The sequence below is a fragment of the Caulobacter sp. GW821-FHT09A05 genome (assembly GCF_059418465.1).
Genome location: NZ_JBWKPX010000005.1, coordinates 108,397 through 125,279, shown reverse-complemented (window position 1 = coordinate 125,279; position 16,883 = coordinate 108,397). Strand labels below are relative to the sequence as shown.

Annotated in this window: 19 protein-coding genes and 1 pseudogene; 8 read left to right on the top strand and 12 right to left on the bottom strand. The window is 68.0% G+C overall.

What is annotated here, in order from left to right; translation table 11 throughout:
• Positions 1-157: 157 nt before the first annotated feature.
• The 9 genes and pseudogenes from AC07NX_RS06565 to rdgB all read right to left on the bottom strand — a co-directional run bounded on the left by AC07NX_RS06565 (position 158) and on the right by rdgB (position 8,642).
• Positions 158-355 carry a hypothetical protein gene (locus AC07NX_RS06565; protein ID WP_494640193.1) on the bottom strand — a complete coding sequence of 66 codons (198 nt, stop codon included), beginning with the start codon at positions 353-355 and terminating at the stop codon, positions 158-160.
• Positions 356-1,216: 861 nt separating this feature from the next.
• Entirely contained in the window at positions 1,217-1,693 is a 477-nt protein-coding gene (locus AC07NX_RS06560) for a hypothetical protein (protein ID WP_494640191.1), read from the bottom strand.
• 1,284 nt (positions 1,694-2,977) lie between these two features.
• Positions 2,978-3,217 (bottom strand): annotated as a pseudogene (locus AC07NX_RS06555) (magnesium chelatase domain-containing protein); the annotation flags it as partial.
• Between the two features lie 130 nt (positions 3,218-3,347).
• Positions 3,348-4,295 carry a glutathione synthase gene (gene gshB, locus AC07NX_RS06550; RefSeq protein WP_494640190.1) on the bottom strand — a complete coding sequence of 316 codons (948 nt, stop codon included), beginning with the start codon at positions 4,293-4,295 and terminating at the stop codon, positions 3,348-3,350.
• A gap of 300 nt (positions 4,296-4,595) precedes the next feature.
• The gene (locus AC07NX_RS06545; RefSeq protein WP_436030234.1) at positions 4,596-5,411 is read right to left on the bottom strand and encodes a SirB1 family protein; all 816 of its coding nucleotides are present in this window, start codon (positions 5,409-5,411) and stop codon (positions 4,596-4,598) included.
• On the bottom strand, positions 5,408-5,827 hold the full coding sequence (locus tag AC07NX_RS06540; protein ID WP_035077983.1) for a YraN family protein: 420 nt from the start codon (positions 5,825-5,827) through the stop codon (positions 5,408-5,410). The genes AC07NX_RS06545 and AC07NX_RS06540 overlap by 4 nt, the downstream gene beginning before the upstream one ends.
• Positions 5,824-6,693, bottom strand: a complete 870-nt coding sequence (gene rsmI, locus AC07NX_RS06535; protein ID WP_494640189.1) for a 16S rRNA (cytidine(1402)-2'-O)-methyltransferase — start codon at positions 6,691-6,693, stop codon at positions 5,824-5,826. Before rsmI ends, AC07NX_RS06540 begins: the two co-directional genes overlap by 4 nt.
• Before the next feature lie 56 nt (positions 6,694-6,749).
• On the bottom strand, positions 6,750-7,898 hold the full coding sequence (gene hemW, locus AC07NX_RS06530) for a radical SAM family heme chaperone HemW (RefSeq protein WP_494640187.1): 1,149 nt from the start codon (positions 7,896-7,898) through the stop codon (positions 6,750-6,752).
• Between the two features lie 138 nt (positions 7,899-8,036).
• Positions 8,037-8,642, bottom strand: coding sequence for an RdgB/HAM1 family non-canonical purine NTP pyrophosphatase (gene rdgB / locus AC07NX_RS06525; RefSeq protein ID WP_494640186.1), 606 nt, complete (start codon positions 8,640-8,642; stop codon positions 8,037-8,039).
• 27 nt (positions 8,643-8,669) lie between these two features.
• On the opposite strand from rdgB, the gene AC07NX_RS06520 reads away from it, so the two are divergent.
• The 3 genes from AC07NX_RS06520 (at position 8,670) to AC07NX_RS06510 (ending at position 10,381) form a co-directional block, all read left to right on the top strand.
• Positions 8,670-9,260 carry a glutathione S-transferase N-terminal domain-containing protein gene (locus AC07NX_RS06520; protein ID WP_494640185.1) on the top strand — a complete coding sequence of 197 codons (591 nt, stop codon included), beginning with the start codon at positions 8,670-8,672 and terminating at the stop codon, positions 9,258-9,260.
• Between the two features lie 338 nt (positions 9,261-9,598).
• Positions 9,599-10,132 (top strand): DUF2975 domain-containing protein, encoded by a 534-nt coding sequence (locus tag AC07NX_RS06515; RefSeq protein ID WP_028040501.1) that lies wholly within the window; start codon positions 9,599-9,601, stop codon positions 10,130-10,132.
• Between the two features lie 18 nt (positions 10,133-10,150).
• Positions 10,151-10,381: a helix-turn-helix domain-containing protein gene (locus AC07NX_RS06510; RefSeq protein ID WP_018061092.1), complete on the top strand. Its 231-nt coding sequence runs from the start codon at positions 10,151-10,153 to the stop codon at positions 10,379-10,381.
• A 169-nt stretch (positions 10,382-10,550) separates the two neighbouring features.
• On the opposite strand, the gene rph is transcribed toward AC07NX_RS06510, so the two are convergent.
• Positions 10,551-11,270, bottom strand: a complete 720-nt coding sequence (gene rph, locus AC07NX_RS06505) for a ribonuclease PH (RefSeq protein ID WP_494640184.1) — start codon at positions 11,268-11,270, stop codon at positions 10,551-10,553.
• A 123-nt stretch (positions 11,271-11,393) separates the two neighbouring features.
• Between rph and hrcA the strand changes: the two genes are divergently transcribed.
• Together hrcA and grpE are read left to right on the top strand one after the other, a co-directional pair.
• Positions 11,394-12,470, top strand: coding sequence for a heat-inducible transcriptional repressor HrcA (gene hrcA, locus AC07NX_RS06500; RefSeq protein ID WP_035088444.1), 1,077 nt, complete (start codon positions 11,394-11,396; stop codon positions 12,468-12,470).
• Between the two features lie 8 nt (positions 12,471-12,478).
• Complete coding sequence (grpE, locus tag AC07NX_RS06495) at positions 12,479-13,114, top strand: nucleotide exchange factor GrpE (RefSeq protein ID WP_494640182.1); 636 nt, start codon at positions 12,479-12,481, stop codon at positions 13,112-13,114.
• Between the two features lie 145 nt (positions 13,115-13,259).
• On the opposite strand, the gene AC07NX_RS06490 is transcribed toward grpE, so the two are convergent.
• The gene (locus tag AC07NX_RS06490) at positions 13,260-13,730 is read right to left on the bottom strand and encodes a low molecular weight protein-tyrosine-phosphatase (protein ID WP_494640181.1); all 471 of its coding nucleotides are present in this window, start codon (positions 13,728-13,730) and stop codon (positions 13,260-13,262) included.
• Positions 13,731-13,826: 96 nt separating this feature from the next.
• Here AC07NX_RS06490 and msrA point away from each other — a divergent pair, with 96 nt between their 5' ends.
• The 3 genes from msrA to AC07NX_RS06475 all read left to right on the top strand — a co-directional run bounded on the left by msrA (position 13,827) and on the right by AC07NX_RS06475 (position 16,457).
• Positions 13,827-14,345 (top strand): peptide-methionine (S)-S-oxide reductase MsrA, encoded by a 519-nt coding sequence (gene msrA, locus AC07NX_RS06485; RefSeq protein ID WP_494640180.1) that lies wholly within the window; start codon positions 13,827-13,829, stop codon positions 14,343-14,345.
• 323 nt (positions 14,346-14,668) lie between these two features.
• Positions 14,669-15,787: a DNA polymerase III subunit beta gene (gene dnaN / locus AC07NX_RS06480; RefSeq protein WP_035077961.1), complete on the top strand. Its 1,119-nt coding sequence runs from the start codon at positions 14,669-14,671 to the stop codon at positions 15,785-15,787.
• Positions 15,788-15,941: 154 nt separating this feature from the next.
• Positions 15,942-16,457: a hypothetical protein gene (locus tag AC07NX_RS06475; RefSeq protein WP_494640179.1), complete on the top strand. Its 516-nt coding sequence runs from the start codon at positions 15,942-15,944 to the stop codon at positions 16,455-16,457.
• A gap of 131 nt (positions 16,458-16,588) precedes the next feature.
• On the opposite strand, the gene AC07NX_RS06470 is transcribed toward AC07NX_RS06475, so the two are convergent.
• Positions 16,589-16,717 carry a hypothetical protein gene (locus AC07NX_RS06470; protein ID WP_494640178.1) on the bottom strand — a complete coding sequence of 43 codons (129 nt, stop codon included), beginning with the start codon at positions 16,715-16,717 and terminating at the stop codon, positions 16,589-16,591.
• Positions 16,718-16,883 lie beyond the last annotated feature (166 nt).

The following is a 16,883-nucleotide window of genomic DNA, read 5'->3' as shown; positions in this document are numbered from 1 at the left end:
CTTAATGGGACGCATACGGCCCTTGCCAAGGGCGCGGCGAAGGTCGCCGATCTGGACCGGTTTTGCCAGCAGCGCGACGTTCCAGAGGTCTAGGCGATCACGGCCAGAGCGCGCGGGGTAGCGGACCTCACCGCGCGCCACATGCGTGATGTAACCTTTACCTGAAGCTGAGGAAGCAGAGCAGCGGCTTGCGGCGCGCGAGCTTGGTGATCTTCTTCACCTCTTCGCTGCAGGTGCTCTCCAACTGGAGGTCGTCTTCGAGGTCCCCCAGCCGGCCGGGGTCGGCGTGCAGGACGTAGCCGGTTTCGGGAATCCACGGGCGGCTCGCGGTCAGATACTGGTTGCCGAATGGCATCTCAGATCAAGCCCAGGGGACGGGTCAGGGCGGACGGGATGGTTTTATCGCTCATGCCGGTGACTAGCACCAAGCTCTATCATGACGAAATCGGGCAGGTGCCGTAGCGGGGGCTAGACGGGCGCCCGCTTCGAAAAGGATGGGCATTTTCGTATGAGCAAGTCATGCAGTCGATAATCGCTCAGAGCCGAGCGGGCCTTCAGCCCGCTCGGTTGAAAGGTTTGGAAAAAAGCAACTGGACTGCTGTGCGGCGACGTCGGCCGATCCGCTGCGCGATGTGGAACCTGCGCGGCTCGGCCGCCGCACTCACGAATTGCACCGAAGCGGTGACCTCAGTTGGATGATTAACTTGCTGTCCCCTGAATGACCTTGTGCATTGCCGATGAGTCATGGGGCTGGCACGAGCAAGTCATCGCCGTTGGCTGAAGGGAGTCATATCGATGGCCGCACGCACTGGATTTTCCCGGCCCACGGTGTGGGCCATGGTCCTGGCGATCTTGCCGGAAGTTTCTTTTTCAACGCCATAGTACGCCCCAAGGCCGCACGTCGTTGAACTCCGGCCACGCGGGCGCATGCTCGCGGCATGGACGACCACCTTCTGGATTTCGAGCTTCGCCCCGGCTCAATGCGCAGCGATGGCCGGCAGGCCATCGGCCGCGCAGGCCGCCTAAGCCGTGTCGTCGCCAAGGGCGGCGGTGGACGCCCTGCGGAGTCATTTCCGGCGCCCACGCGAGTCATTTTCGATGGCCGAAGGGAGTCATATTCGTGACGGACTGCAGCCTCTAGCGTGTTCATCGCGACACGCCCCGGGATAGCTCGCTCACGTCCCGAGCCTCCATGAGTTCGATGGTCTGTTTAAGTCTAAGTCTCGGCTAGTAGATCTTCCAATAAGACTGCGTTGAGGTACGGCCGCAAAGTTGCTGGAGATTCATGCCCCATCTCTTCGGCAACGCGGGTCAAAATAAGTTCGGCATCAAACCGCCCTGCCTGGTTGGTTCGCGCTCGTCGTACCGTGTTTCGCAATAATCGGATCGCACTAGCCGCGCGAATGCGATGGCCGCTGCCCGGCTCTCCGGCCTCGGAAAATCCACGCTTCAAGAGGTCTGCAATTGTTCCACGCCGAAGCGCCTCGCCAGTTTTATTTGAAAGCCAAAGCGCGCCACCCCCGCGCGCCTTCGTGGCCCCGCCGCACCCCTGATCAAGAAAAAGTGCCCTTTCTGCCCAAACATAGTCCATCAACTGGCGCATCAACACGACAGGGAAACGGACGCGTCGATGCTTTCCCTTTTCATAGAGCGGTGCAGATATAAATGCGGTCAGACCGCCTTCTTCCAGCATCGACAATCGGGCCCGTGCTTCCGCCCGCCCCTGCGGTGGAAGATCCGCCAAACTGGTGGAACTCCCAATAACGCCTCGGCGGAATAGCATTTCGTCAAGTAGGCTGACGGTCAGCTGTGCCAAACCCTGGGTCCTAAGGTTCGTCTCGTAGGCTGTGCGGACGAGCATCCAGTTCCGGATTTGTTGGTAGTCTTCACCATCGCCTAGCAGAGCCTCGGCGATCCTATCGACCGCCGCCTCTGATGGCGTGGGCCGAAGCCCCCCCACTCGCGCTGGCGATCGACCAAACTTGACCCGAAGCCTACGCCTGACCCGTACTCCACTGACCAACGCCTCGGCAGGCACTGGGGCTGAGAAGGCGTCAAGAAACGCTCCAATCGAGACAGTCTCGTGGCCATTGCGGAATGCATGTTCGTAGAAATCAAAAACCACGTGCGCTCGCCATTGACGCCGCGCCACAGTAAGCCGCTTCGCGTCGTCTGAGCTCTTGGCCCAGGCCAGAAACGCCAGAGAGGGATCGTCCCAGCACAACCCCTGGGCCTCCAGATGTCGCAGCCAACCGCATAGTACATAGAGCGACCATCAGGCCGAGTACAAATATTCGTGCGCTGACTGTCTAACCTCGGCCAGAAGCCAAGCGGTGCCAATGCCCGAAGCGTGGTTTTAAGGATCGTCGCAAAGCTATCCCGAGTGCGCAGGTTCTGCGTTGCGACGAAAGTGAAGTCATTCAGCTCACGGAGAATATCAATGGCGAGTGCAACCGACTCATTGAGGTCTTGCTTTTCTGGCGCTCGCCCTTCGATTAGCGCGACATAGAATCGAGACATCGCATCCGCCGCGCGCCCGCTCAGCGCGTGCGATGCAACAAACAACAGAAACTTCCTAATGGCCGAAGCGGCGACGCCCGGCCTTGGTATGTTTCCGTGCCCGTATTCTTGGGCAAATGCGTCCAGAAGCCGCGCTACGAATGCCGCACTGTAAGGCTCGATCAGCCCGCCAAAGTCGACAACTCCGCCCCCAAGGCGGATTCGCCGACCGGGCACAGTCGATAGTGCATGGGCATAGGGAGGCGTCGGTTCAGAGGCGGACACATGCTTCGGGACGGTTGGCCCCCACTCTATCGACCCTCTGCTCATGCTCTTGGCCTAGCCGAGTCGAACTGCAACCGACAAGACTATGAACGCCGAGCCTTTTCTAAACGGTGAGTAGCCTACCATTCCCGAGATAGCGGGTAACCTACGGAAAGTTTTAGAAAAACTTCAAAATGGTAGGAAGGCAATCCGTGAAAATCCGGCCCTCCTTGGGCATGTCGGCCGGAGCCAGGTTGGCGACGATGCGCTTGGGCGGCAGGGCCAGGCCCAGGCCGGCGAAAGCTCCGCGCACCCGCTCCTTGCTCTCGGCCACGGCCTTGTCACCCAGGCCGACCACGACCATGACCTGGGCGCCGCCCGTCAGCTGCACCTCGACGTCGACCCGGCGCGCCTCGACGCCCTCGAACGCCACCGTGACGACCTTTGCCGCCATTGGCTTTCTCGCCCCCTTGCCCACTGGTTTATCCACAAGCCAAGCATGGCCGTTGGAGCGGAGCAAGAACGAAAAACGAACGTTTCAGGAAAGTGTGACGATTCAGTCGTCTATCCGACGTTCCTAATCTTCAGGTAGAGGACAGCTCGGCGATCCGATCCCAGAGGATCGCGGCGGCGTCGGCGCCGCCGAACCGCTTGAGCTGCTGGGCCCCGGTCGGCGAGGTGACGTTGATCTCGGTCAGGTACTCTCCGATCACGTCGATGCCCACGAACAGCAGGCCGCGCTTCTTCAGTTCCGGGCCGATGATCGCGCAGAGCTCCAGGTCGCGCGGGGTCAGGTCCACCGCCTCGGCCCGGCCGCCGACGCGGAGGTTGGACCGCACCTGGCCGGCGGCCGGCACGCGGTTGACCGCGCCCACCGGCTCGCCGTGCACCAGCAGGATGCGCTTGTCGCCCTTGCTGACGGCCGGGACGAACTTCTGGGCGATCACCTGCTCGCGGCCGATCATGGCGTGCAGCTCGAGCAGGGCGTCCAGGTTGGGGTCGTCGGCCAGCAGCCGCGCCACGCCCGAGCCGCCGCCGCCGTACAGCGGCTTGAGCACGATGTCGCCGTGCCGGGCCCGGAAGTCGTAGATCGCCTCGTGGTCGCTGGTGATCAGGGTCGGCGGCTGCACGCCCGGGAAGTCGGTGACGAACAGCTTCTCCGGCGCGTTGCGCACTTCCGCCGGATTATTGACCACCAGCGTGTGGGGGTGAACCTTTTCCAGGAAATGCGTGGCGGTGATGTAGGCCATGTCGAACGGCGGGTCCTGGCGCATCAGCACCACGTCGACGTCGTCCTTCATGTCCAGCAGCACGGTCTCACCGAGCTCGGCGTGCGCGCCCTGGGTCTTGGTCAGGGTCAGCGGCTGGGCGCGGGCGAACACCCGGCCGTCCTCCATCGACAGCTTGTCGGGGGTGTAGAACCAAAGTTTGTGGCCGCGCTGCTGGGCTTCCCACATCATCAGGAAGGTGGTGTCGGTTTCGATGTTGATCCCCAGGACGGGATCCATCTGGACGGCGACTCTCAGCGACATGGGGGCTCCGGATCGGCTTGGGCGGGACGTGCGGGCCCCGCGCTGCGACTGCCTAGTTAAGGCGGCCAAGGCGTGAATGCGAGAGGGGAGTGCGCGCCCGAGGCCGGCGCCGGGGCGAACCTTGACCGGGACCTTGATCGAGGCGGACTCCGGCGCCCGACTTCCGGCGCTGGGCATGCCTTTGGTCACGGCCCGGAGCGGACGATTGATCCCTCTTCCAGAGGGAGAGGGATCAATACCCGTTCACCAGCGGTCGGCGACGTTCGCGAAGTCCCCATCCGGGTTCTCGCGGCGCCCTCCTCAGTTCAGCCGCAGCCGCATCCGCTCCCGCGCCGCCCGGGCCGCGATGGTCGCGCCGCCGTCCAGGACCTGGGCGCGGGACAGGGCCTGCAGGGCGCCGGCCAGGGCGCCCTGGCCTTCGCGGGCGGCGGCGACGTCCAGCCAGGGATGGTGGTCGGTGGGGTCCAGCAGCGCGCGGCGCAGGGCCGAGCGCTCGGCCCGGGCCCAGTCGCGGGCCTGCTGGGCGCGGGCGAAGATGTTGTTCTGCAGGCGGATCAGGACGGCGCGGTCCGGGATCGGGCTCATCAGCACGTCCAGCTTGGCGGCGACGTCCGGCATCAGCCCCGTGCGCAGGGCCCGGCGCGACAGCTCGGACGGCAGCACCACCCGGCCCTCGCTGAACGGGTCGAGGGCCAGGGGGCCCTCCTCGGTCTCGATGCGCAGCAGGAAGTGGCCCGGGAAGTCGACGCCGTGCAGGTCCAGGCCGCAGGCCCGGCCGGCGTGCAGGTAGAAGACGCCCAGGGTCACCGGCAGGCCCTTGCGCCGCTCGGCCACGGCCACGACGTCGGCGTTGTCGGGATGGTCGTAGGTGATCAGGTCGCCCGACAGCCGCAGATCGCCGGCCATGGTCTCGGCCAGGGCCTCTTCTGGCGACTCGCTCTTCAGCCGGTCGGTCAGCCGGTCGATCGAGGCCTTGGCCATGTCGAGCACGGGGGCCAGGTCGCGGTCGGGGTCGTCGTGCACAGCGCAGGCCAGGGCGGCCTCGAACAGCGGAAAGGCCTTGTCCGAACGCTCGCCGGCGTCGGTCAGCAGGGCTTCGGCCTCTTCCCGCGTCATTGATCGCCGTTCCAGCTGTTGGGCCAGGCGTCGGGGACGTGACGCGGCCGGCGGCCGGGCGCCAGGGCGATCAGGTCCAGCCGGACCACCGCGCCGCGCAGGCCGGCGCGGTGCGCGGCGACATGCGCGCCCGCGCGACGCAGTCTGGCCCGCTGCTCGTAGGTCACCGCTTCCAGCGCCGCCTCCAGACTGGTCCTGCTCTTGACTTCCACAACGGCCAGCACGCCGCCGCGTTGCGCCAGCAGGTCGATCTCGCCCAGCGGCGTGGCCAGGCGGAAACCGAGGATGCGATAGCCCTTGGCCATCAGCCACAGGGCCGCGACCACCTCGGCGCGGCGTCCCGACAGGCGCGCGGCCGTTCCCCGGGCCTGCCTCTGGGCCTGGCGTTCCGGACGGACGGGCCGGACGACGCTCATCCGGCCGCCTTCATCGCCAGGGCCTGGCGATAGAGATCCTTGCGCGACAGGCCCAGGGCCTTGGCCACCTCCGAGGCGGCCTCGCCCAGGGGCAGGCGGCCCATGGCCTCGCGCAGGGCGGCCTCGGCGTCGTCGGCGGTGGCGACCTCGTCCTCGCCGGGCCCGACCAGGATGACGATCTCGCCTTTAGGGGCCTCGAACCGGGGATCCACGGCGAGTTCGTCGAGCGGACCGCGGACGCAGGTCTCGTAGAGCTTGGTCAGTTCGCGGGCCACCGCGCCGGGCCGGGGGCCGAACACGGCGGCCATGTCGGCCAGGCTGTCGGCCACCCGCGAGGCGCCCTCGTAGAAGATCAGGGTGGCGCGGACCGTGGCCAGCTCCTCGAAGAACGCCTTGCGGGCGGTGGTCTTGGTGGGCGGGAAACCGGCGAACAGGAAGCGGTCGGTGGGCAGGCCCGCCAGGGTCAGGGCCGCCAGGGCCGCCGAGGCCCCGGGGATCGGCACGACCGTATGGCCGGCGGCGATCGCCGCCTGGGCCAGGCGCAGGCCGGGGTCGGAGACCATCGGCGTGCCGGCGTCCGAGACCAGGGCGATCCGCTCGCCGGCCGCCAGCCGCTCCAGGAGTCGCGGCGTCTCGCGGTCGGCGACGTGCTCGTCATAGCGCTGCAGCCGCTTGGAGATGGCGTAGGCGGCCAGCAGCTTGCCCGACACCCGGGTGTCCTCGGCCAGCAGGACGTCGCACCCGGCCAGCACGTCCAGGGCCCGCAAGGTGATGTCGCGCAGGTTCCCGATCGGCGTCGCCACGAGATACAACCCCGGCGCCAGCGGCGCGTCGGACAGGATGGGCGGGGCGGGCTGGCGGCTCAAGGGCGGACTTTCCGACGCGAACTGAGCGCCCACGAAGCGGCGCGCACTAAGGAATATCAGGTCGCGAGCGTTCCTGTCAGCCGGTCCAGCACCAGACGTCCGGATCGGGTGGCCCGCAGGCGCAGGGGATCATCGGCCAGGAGGCCGGACTCCACCAGGGATTTCACCTTCGGCGTGTCGGGCGACAACTCCAGGGGGGCGATCTCGGCGAAGGCCACGCCGTCGTCGATGCGCAGTCCCAGCAGCAGGCGCTCCTCGGCGGCCTCCAGGGCGGTGAGGGCCTCGCGCTCGAAGCCGACGCCGGTTTCGGCCACCGCGCGGATGTAGTCGGCGATCCCGCGCCGGGCCGTGGTAGCCAGCTTTCCGTCGGCCAGGGTCAGGCGGCCGTGGGCGCCCGGCCCGACGCCGACATAGTCGTGGCCGCGCCAGTAGACGAGGTTGTGGCGCGAGCGGGCCGCCTCGCCCCGGGCGTGGTTGGAGACCTCGTAGGCGTCGAAGCCGGCGGCCTCCAGCACGCCTTGCGTCGTCTCGAACAGGGCGGCGGCCAGGTCCTCGTCGGGCATGACCAGCTTGCCGCGGCCGACGGCCCGGTCAAAGGCGGTGCCGGACTCGATGGTCAGTTGATAGGGCGAGACGTGCTCGGGGCCCAGGGCCAGCAGTTCGGAGAGCTCATGGGTCCACGCCTCGACCGTCTGGCCGGGGCGGGCATAGATCAGGTCGGCCGACAGGCGCGGGAAGGCCCTGGCCGCCACGGCGATCGCCCGCCGGGCCGAGCCGGCGTCGTGGTTGCGGCCCAGCAGGGCCAGGGCCGCGTCGTCCAGGGCCTGGACGCCCAGGGACAGCCGCGCCACCCCCGCCGCCGCCAGGGCCTCGAAGCGGTCGGCCTCGGCGTCGGTCGGATTGGCCTCCAGGCTGATCTCCAGGTCGTGCGCCGGGGTCCACAGCGCCTTGGCGGCCTCGATCACCCGGGCGACCTGGGCGGGGTCCATCAGCGAGGGCGTGCCGCCGCCGAAGAAGATCGACAGCAGGGTTCGCGGTCCGGTCAGTTCGCGCTGGGCCACGAGGTCGGCGACGATGGCGTCGGCCAGGGCCGTCTGCTCGCCGGTCTTGCCGCGATCCCGCACGACATTGAAGTCGCAATAAGGGCAGATCCGGGCGCAGTAGGGCCAGTGGACGTAGACGCCGAGGGACGGAAGGCCGGTCACCGCGGCCTCCCATAACGGTTGTCATCCCGGAAGCGCGCAGCGCTGTCCGGGATCCAGGTGAACCGCAAGGCGTCGGCCCAGTCCCCTGGATCCCGGACAGCCTCTACGAGGCTTCCGGGATGACAACAAAGCAGGGGGCTACTCAAACAGCGCCGCCTTCAGTTTCTCGAAGGCCACGGCCCGGTGGCTCATGGCGTCCTTGGCGGCCGGCTCCATCTCGCCGAAGGTCTGGTCGAAGCCGGCCGGGATGAAGATCGGGTCGTAGCCGAAGCCCCGGTCGCCGCGCGGCGGGAAGGTCAGGGTCCCGTGGACCTCGCCCTGCACGACCACCGCCGGGCCGCCATTCGGCCAGGCCACCGCCAGGGCGCAGGTGAACCAGGCGGAACGGTCTTCCGACCCCGTCTCCTCGATCCGCTCGGCGACCTTGTCCATGGCCAGGGCGAAGTCCTTGCCCGGCCCCGCCCAGCGCGCCGAATAGATGCCGGGCGCGCCGTCGAGGGCGGCGACCGACAGGCCCGAATCGTCGGCCAGGGCGATCTGGCCCGAGAGGTCGGCCGCGTGGCGGGCCTTGAGCAGGGCGTTGCCGACGAAGGTCGTCTCGGTCTCGTCCGGCTCGGGCAGGCCCAGGGTCCCGGCCGCCAGCACCTCGAACCGGCCGTCGAGCAGGGCCGCCAGTTCCTTGGCCTTGCCAGGGTTGTGCGTGGCGGCGACAAGCTTCGTTCCAGCTTCCAGCTTCAGCGTCATCACGCGGCTCCTTTCCGGGACAAGACCATGCAGCTTCTCTACTCCCCCATGTCGCCCTTCGCCCGCAAGGTTCGCGTGGTCGCTTTCGAGCTGGGCCTGGCCGAACGGCTGGAGCTGACGGTCGCCAGTCCCTTTACCGACGAGGGCGTGCGGGCGATCAATCCGCTGTCGAAGATCCCGGTCCTGGTCCCGGACGAGGGCCCGCCGATCTTCGACTCGCCGGTGATCTGCGAATACCTGGAGCACCTGGCCGGCCGGTCGCTGACGCCCGCCGCCGGTCCCGACCGCTGGGCCGCCCTGACCGCCCAGGCCATGGCCGACGGCATGGGCGACGCGGCCCTGGCCATCGTCCGCGAGCGCCTGCGCGAGGGTCCGCACCGCCAGGACCTGTTCGACCGCCAGGCCGCCGCGCTGACCGCCGCCCTCGACCTGCTGGAGCGCCGGACCCCGCCCAGCGATCGCTTCGAGATCGGCGAGATCGCCGTCGCCGCACAGCTGGGTTACCTCGACGCCCGCCAGGTCCTGGACTGGCGGGAAGGCCGCCCGAACCTGGCCGCCTGGTACGAGGCCGCCAGCCGCCGGACGGCGATGGTGGCCACGGCGCCACACCTGGCATAATCCGTTCGATGAGCGCGATCATTGCTAAAGTTTAATATCGTTTATCGATAAGCGACATTGGCGGCCGGGAAATCGGTCCCTATCTTCGAGGCCTGGGAGACACGCCATGCCGGCGCGGTCCCGCACCCGACCCGAAGGCCCGCCATGTCCGCCGCCAGACTGTTCCGCATCGTCGACGCCGTCGCCACCCGCCTGGCCACGCTGACGCTGATCGCCGGTCTGCCGCTCGCCGCCGTGACCTTCGCGATCAAGACGTTCTGACCCGGGGTCCAGCTCGCCTTTGACCGGTCCCGATCCGCCGGGGCATGGTCGGCGTTTCTGCGTGAGGGGAAGAGCGGATGCGCGCCTTGGGGCCTGGCTCGGTATCGAGTTTCCTGAAGATCATCCTGGACGTGATCTATGTGGGCCTGTGGGTCTGGGTCAGCCTGCTGGCGATCTTCACGGTCGCGGTGCTGCTGCTCAGCTTCAATCCCGAGCTAATCACCTCGAAACTGCACATCGGCAGCTCGATCGACGAACTGATCAGCAAGGGACCGCTGTTCGCCGGCGCCCTGGGCGCCTGGGCGCTGCTGTCCGGCGGCTGGATGGTGATCGTCGAGCGCCTGCGGCGGGTGTTCTCCACCCTGACCGCCGGCGATCCGTTCCATCCCGACAATGTCCGCCGCCTGCGGGTGGTGGGCCTGGTCCTGGCCGCCCTGGAGATCGGCCACTACATCTTCGCCGCCCTGGCCAAGTGGCTGGCGCCGGACACCAAGATCGTCGACGGCTCGTTCAGCCTGAGCGCCTGGTTCCCGGTCCTGGTGGTGTTCGTCCTGGCCGAGGTCTTCCGCGAGGGCGCGCGCCTTCGACGGGAAGCCGAACTGACAATCTGACGCGGAGACGAAGAACCCATGGCCATCCGCGTGCAACTGGACCGCATCCTGCTGGAAAGGCGGATGTCGCTGACCGAGCTGTCGGACCGGGTCGGCGTGACCATCGCCAACCTGTCGATCCTCAAGACCGGCAAGGCCCGCGCCGTGCGCTTCACCACCCTGGACGCCCTGTGCCGCGAGCTGGAGTGCCAGCCGGGGGATCTGATGACCTACGAGCCCGGGCCGGGCGAGGCGCACGAGGAGGACTGACCTGATCCTTCTCCCCTTGCGGGAGAAGGTGTCGGCGAAGCCGACGGATGAGGGGTCGCGCAAACGGAAAACGCCGCGACCGGCCTTGAGGCTGTCGCGGCGTTTCTGGTCTTGAACCCTCACCCGACCCCACTTCGTGGGGCCACCCTCTCCCGCAAGGGGAGAGGGGTCACTTCCCAGAAACCGCTTCCCGCTGCTTCACGAACAGCTCGCCGATCCCCTTCTCCGCCAGGGCGAACAGGGTGTCGAACTCGCCGCGGGTGAAGCCACGCTTTTCGCCGGTGGCCTGGATCTCGACGATGTCGCCACTGTCGGTCAGCACGAAGTTGCTGTCGGCCTCGGCGCTGGAATCCTCCTCGTAGTCGAGGTCCAGCACCGGGGTGTCCTTGAACACGCCGCACGAGACGGCCGCCACCTGGCCCAGGATCGGATCGGTCTTCAGCACGCCTTCCTCGATCAGGTAGTTGACGGCGATGCGCAGGGCCACCCAGGCGCCGGTGATGGCGGCGGTGCGGGTGCCGCCGTCGGCCTGGATGACGTCGCAGTCCAGGCTGATCTGGCGCTCGCCCAGGGCCTTCATGTCGACGACGGCGCGCAGCGAGCGGCCGATCAGGCGCTGGATCTCCTGGGTGCGGCCGCTCTGCTTGCCCAGGGCGGCCTCGCGCCGGCCGCGGGTGTGAGTGGCGCGGGGCAGCATGCCATACTCGGCCGTGACCCAGCCGGCGCCCTTGTTGCGCATCCAGCCCGGGACGTTCTCCTCGACCGTGGCGGTGACCAGCACCTTGGTGTGGCCGAAACTGACGAGGCAGGAGCCCTCGGCATAGCGGTTGACGCCGGTTTCCAGCGTGACGTCTCGCGTTTGGTCGGGGGCGCGTTCGGACGGACGCATGGGAAACTCCGGGGCTTTGCGTGATAGGATGGGGCCGCTTATCCTAACTCCGGCGGGGTCGTCCAATCCCGTCGGAATCCGGAGAGCCCCCAGGCGACCTTGGCGGGCGCGTTCGAAGGCGACATGACACAGCTGTTTTCGGGGTTTTCCGCTCAGACTCCCAGCCTCACGGACCTGGACGCCCGCGCCCGCGACATCTTCCGGCGGGTGGTCGAATCCTATCTCGAGACCGGCGAACCCGTCGGGTCACGGACCATTTCCCGGGGCGGAGTGGCCCTGTCGCCGGCCTCGATCCGCAACACCATGCAGGACCTGGCCCAGCTGGGCCTGCTGGACGCCCCCCACACCAGCGCCGGCCGGATCCCCACCCATGCGGGCCTGCGGATGTTCGTCGACGGCCTGCTGGAGGTCGGCGACATCGGCGAGGACGAGCGGCGGACCATCGAATCCCGGCTGTTCGCCCACGGCCGCTCGTTCGAGGAGGCGATGGGCGAGGCCAGCGCCATCCTGTCGGGCCTGGCCGGCGGGGCCGGGGTGGTGGTCGCGCCCGTCCGCGAGGGCGGGGTCAAGCACGTGGAGTTCGTGGCCCTGGGCGGCGACCAGGCGCTGGCGATCATGGTGTTCGACGACGGCACGGTCGAGAACCGGCTGATGCGGCGGGCGGCCGGCGTCACGCCGGCCGCCCTGCAGGAGGCCTCCAACTTCCTCAACGCCCGCCTGCGCGGCCGCACGCTCAACGAGACCAAGGCCGAGATGGCCGCCGAGCTGGATGCGGCGCGGCGTGAACTGGACGCCACGGCGGCGCGTTTGGTCGAGGACGGCCTGGCCGCCTGGAGCGGCGGCGAAGACGCCGACCGCGCCCTGATCGTCCGGGGCCGCGCCAACCTGCTGGCCGACGCCAGCGCCCGGGAAGACCTGGAGCGCGTGCGGCGGCTGTTCGACGACCTGGAGCAGAAAGGCCAGCTGATCGGGCTCCTGGACGACGTGCGGACCGCCGAGGGCGTGCGCATTTTCATCGGGGCCGAAACGCGACTCTTTTCGCTTTCGGGTTCCTCCCTGATCGCGGCGCCCTATATGACGGGCCGACAGAAGGTGCTGGGGGCGATCGGCGTGATCGGCCCCACCCGGTTAAACTATGCCCGGGTGATCCCGCTGGTGGACTATACCGCCCGCGTGCTTGGCCGGATGATGGACGGATAGAGGACGAGATGACCGACGAACAAACGCCGGCCGAAGACGTGGCCTTCGAGGCCGACCAGGCTTCATGGGAAGACGCGTCGCAGGAGATCGAGGCGCTGAAGCTGGAAGTGGCGGCCCTGAAGGACCAGGCCCTGCGCTACGCGGCCGACGTGGAGAACACCAAGCGCCGGGCCGAGCGCGAGATGAACGACGCCCGCGCCTACGCGATCCAGAAGTTCGCCCGCGACCTGCTGGGCGTTGCCGACAACCTGTCGCGCGCCACCGCCCACAGCCCGCGCGACTCGCAGGACGCGGCGGTGAGCAACTTCATCATCGGCGTCGAGATGACCGAGAAGGAGCTGCTGGCCGCCTTCGAGCGCAACGGCCTCAAGAAGATCGACCCGGGCAAGGGCGAGAAGTTCGATCCCCACCTGCACCAGGCGGTGATGGAGCAGCCCTCGGACGAGGTCGCCGCCGGCGGCGTCGTCCAGGTGCTGCAGGCCGGCTACGAGCTGATGGGCCGGCTGGTCCGCCCGGCCATGGTGGCCGTGGCCGCCAAGGGCTCCAAGGGGCCGGACGCCCCGGCCGAGCCGACGGCGGGCGCTGCCAACCCGTACGCCGCCAACGGCGCGGACACCGGCGGGGCTTTCGACACCAAGGCCTGAGATCCACCTTCTGATCCGCTCATCCCGGCGAATGCCGGGACCCAGATGGAATGGCTTTGAGGCGGGCTCCATGAGCTCCGCGCTCTTCCAATCATCCCAAGCGCCTTGGGATCTGGGTCCCGGCGTTCGCCGGGATGAGCGGCGTCTAGGATTGCCCCGCGATCCGGTCCGCCAACCCCTTGGCCCCCGCCACCGCGTCCGCCCAGGTCGCCTCGAAGTCCGCGTCGTCGCCAAGGTAGGGGTCGGCCACCGACTTGCCCCGCCGCCCCTCGACGGCGTCCAGCAGCAACAGCAGTTCCGCCGTCCCGTCCGCCGGCCGCAGCACCTTCAGGTCGGCCAGGTTGGCGCGGTCCAGCGCGACGATATGGGTGAAGCAGCGGAAGTCGTCGGGCGTCACCTGCCGTCCGCGATAGCCGGAAATGTCGATCCCCCGCCGCCGCGCCACCGCCTGGGCCCGGCGGTCAGGCGGATGGCCCACGTGCCAGTCCCCGGTGCCGGCCGAATCGATCTCGACCTCCAGCCCGCGCCGCGCGACCTCCTGGCGGAAGGCCGCCTCGGCCAGGGGCGAGCGGCAGATGTTTCCGAGGCAGACGAACAGGACGGCGGCGCGCTTCACGGATGACCTCTCGGCGACAGGACGCGCCGCTTGCGCGCGCGCCGGACAGGCCCAACATGTAGCCTCGCCCATTCCCCTGACGAAAGGCCGACTCCGATGACCACCGAGACCGCGATCCTGGCCGGCGGCTGTTTCTGGGGCGTCCAGGACCTGCTGCGCCGCTATCCCGGCGTGCTGAAGACCCGCGTCGGCTATTCCGGCGGCGACGTGCCCAACGCCACCTATCGCAACCACGGGACCCACGCCGAGGCGATCGAGATCGTCTTCGATCCCGCCGTGATCGGCTATCGCCGGATCCTGGAATTCTTCTTCCAGATCCACGACCCGACCACCCTGAACCGCCAGGGCAACGACATCGGTCTCAGCTACCGCTCGGCGATCTTCTATACGAGCGACGCGCAGAAGCGCGTGGCCGAGGACACCATCGCGGACGTCGACGCCTCGGGCCTGTGGCCCGGCAAGGTGGTGACCGAGGTCGCCCCCGCCGGCCCGTTCTGGGAGGCCGAGCCCGAGCACCAGGACTATCTGGAGCGGATCCCCAACGGCTACACCTGCCACTTCATCCGCCCGGGCTGGACGCTGCCCGCGCGAACCGAGCGCGCGGCGGCCGTCTAGATCCAGATACTCTAGAGAAATCAGATCTCTAATCGTTGTCATCCCGGAAGCCTCGCAGAGGCTGTCCGGGACCCAGGGACCGACGCGCCGCGGTCACCCCTGGGTCCCGGCTCTACGGTCCCCTTCGGCCGGGATGACAACCTGGAACCCGGCATTTCAATTGAGTCCGCCCCCTGGCCACACCTGATCGCGACCCGGGCGCGCATTTCGCCGCACCCGGGCCTTCCCCCGGTCGCGGTTTGCGCTAATGTCGCAAGTCCAATCATGACGGGGCCGCAGGGGGATTCTCTCGTTCGGCGGCGACCCCGAGCCTGGACCGAGATATGAAGCTTACCATCGAGCGGGCGGCGCTGCTGAAGGCGCTGGGTCACGTGCAGAGCGTCGTGGAACGCCGCAACACCATCCCGATCCTGTCGAACATCCTGCTGTCGGCCGATCGCGACACCCTGTCGTTCTCGGCCACCGACCTGGACATGGAAATCATCGACGAGGGCCTGGCCCAGATCGACCAGCCCGGCCAGATCACCGCCCCGGCCCACACCCTGTATGAAATCGTCCGCAAGCTGCCCGACGGCTCGGACGTCTCGCTCAGCTTCAGCGGCGACGATCCCCGCCTGGTGATCCAGGCCGGCCGCTCGCGCTTCAACCTGCCGGTCCTGCCGGCGGGCGACTTCCCGGTGATGAGCAGCGACGGCCTGTCGGGCCGCATCTCGGTCGACACCAACGAGCTGATCCGGCTGATCGACAAGACCCGCTTCGCGATCTCGACCGAAGAGACCCGCTACTATCTGAACGGCCTGTACCTCCACACCGTCAACGACGGCGGCGTGACCAAGCTGCGCGCCGTGGCCACCGACGGCCACCGCCTGGCCCTGGCCGAGATGGACGCCCCCGAGGGGGCGGCCGGCCTGCCCGGCATCATCGTGCCGCGCAAGACCATCCAGGAGGCCCGCCGCCTGATGGAATCGGCCGGCGAGCAGGTCGACCTGCAGGTCTCGGCCCAGAAGGTCCGCTTCGAGTTCGGCCGCGCGGCCCTGACCTCCAAGGTCATCGACGGCGCCTTCCCGGACTATCTGCGCGTGATCCCGCGCGACAACGCCAAGATCCTGACCCTGGACAACGACCTGTTCGCCAAGGCCGTCGACCGGGTGGCCACCATCTCGGCCGAGAAGAGCCGCTCGGTGAAGCTGGCCGTCGAGCCGGGCCGCATCACCCTGACCGTGCGCAACATGGAAGCCGGCCAGGCCGTCGAGGAGGTCGAGGTCGACTACGACGGCGAAGCCTTCGAGATCGGCTTCAACGCCCGCTACCTGCTGGACGTCTGTGGCCAGATCGGCGGCCCGATCGCCGAGTTCCGCTTCGCCGACCCGGCCTCGCCCACCCTGGTGGTCGACCCGACCGACCCGGGCGTGAAGTACGTGCTGATGCCGCTGCGGGTGTAGGGGCCTCGAGGCTTCTCTGACTCCGAAAACGGGCGCCGCGGGCGCCCGTTTTGCCGTGGATTGCGGTTCGCTCGCAATCCAGGATTGACGGCCTTCCCCCAATCCTTCCCACTCGGGGCGCCGGAGAGGGCCTCGGAGGGGACGTCGGATTTTCATGACCGTGCCGGACGATCCAGAGGGAACACGACCGGCCCGGGTCGCCCGGGTCCGCCGGCGAGGACGGCGAAACATCCTCGACAGCGGCATGAGCCTCGGCGGCTGGATCGTGATCGCCGCGTCCCTAGGGATCTGCGCGGCGATCTATCTCGCCCAGAAAAACGCGTCGGCGGACGAGGCCGCGTTCTGGAGCCTTCGCGGTCCGCCTTGCCCGACCCTGGACCAGGCCAGCTACCAGCGGGCCTGGGGAACGGCCCAGGTCACGAGGTATGGCGGGGCGAGCTTCGAATATCGGGTCGGCCACATGATGTGCACTCGACGCCCCGGGGAACAGGGGACCGGGGGTCCCTATCCCGTCTGCCAATTCACGGGGCCCGTCTTCCTGGGCGTCGAGACCGGCGGCAGACGCGCCTATTTCGCGCCGCCCTCGCGCCATGCGGCCCGCGTGGCGATCCAGAACGGCCAAGCCCGTTGCGTGCTGATCCCAGGCTTCAAGATGAACGCCCATCGCTAAAGCCTGTCGCGTTCAGATGGAATCATCTGAACGCGATGAACAGGCTCTGGAGTCAAAGGGTTGGAGCGCGTTTGGCGGCGAAACCGCTCACAGTTTCGCCCAACGCGCTCTGGGGCAAGCCGCGCGCAGCCTCAGCCGACCCCGAGAAGCCGCACCACCAGCCACAATCCCCCGAAGATCACCGCCCACCCGGTCGCGATGCCGAGTTCCGGGTTGTTTTGCCACCACTGACGTGGCGCGTCCAAAGCCTTGAGTTTCATGTCCCCCTCCCCAGGGTCTGTTACCGCTATTCAGAACATAGAAACCCTACCGCGCAAGCAACTTCCGGTTCCTGCGACGACTTGCGCGCGAACTCCCGCCTCGAGGGCGTGCGTTTGCCTGCCTCCCGGCCCGTGCTAGCCTCCGTTTCATAAGAAAACGGGAGGA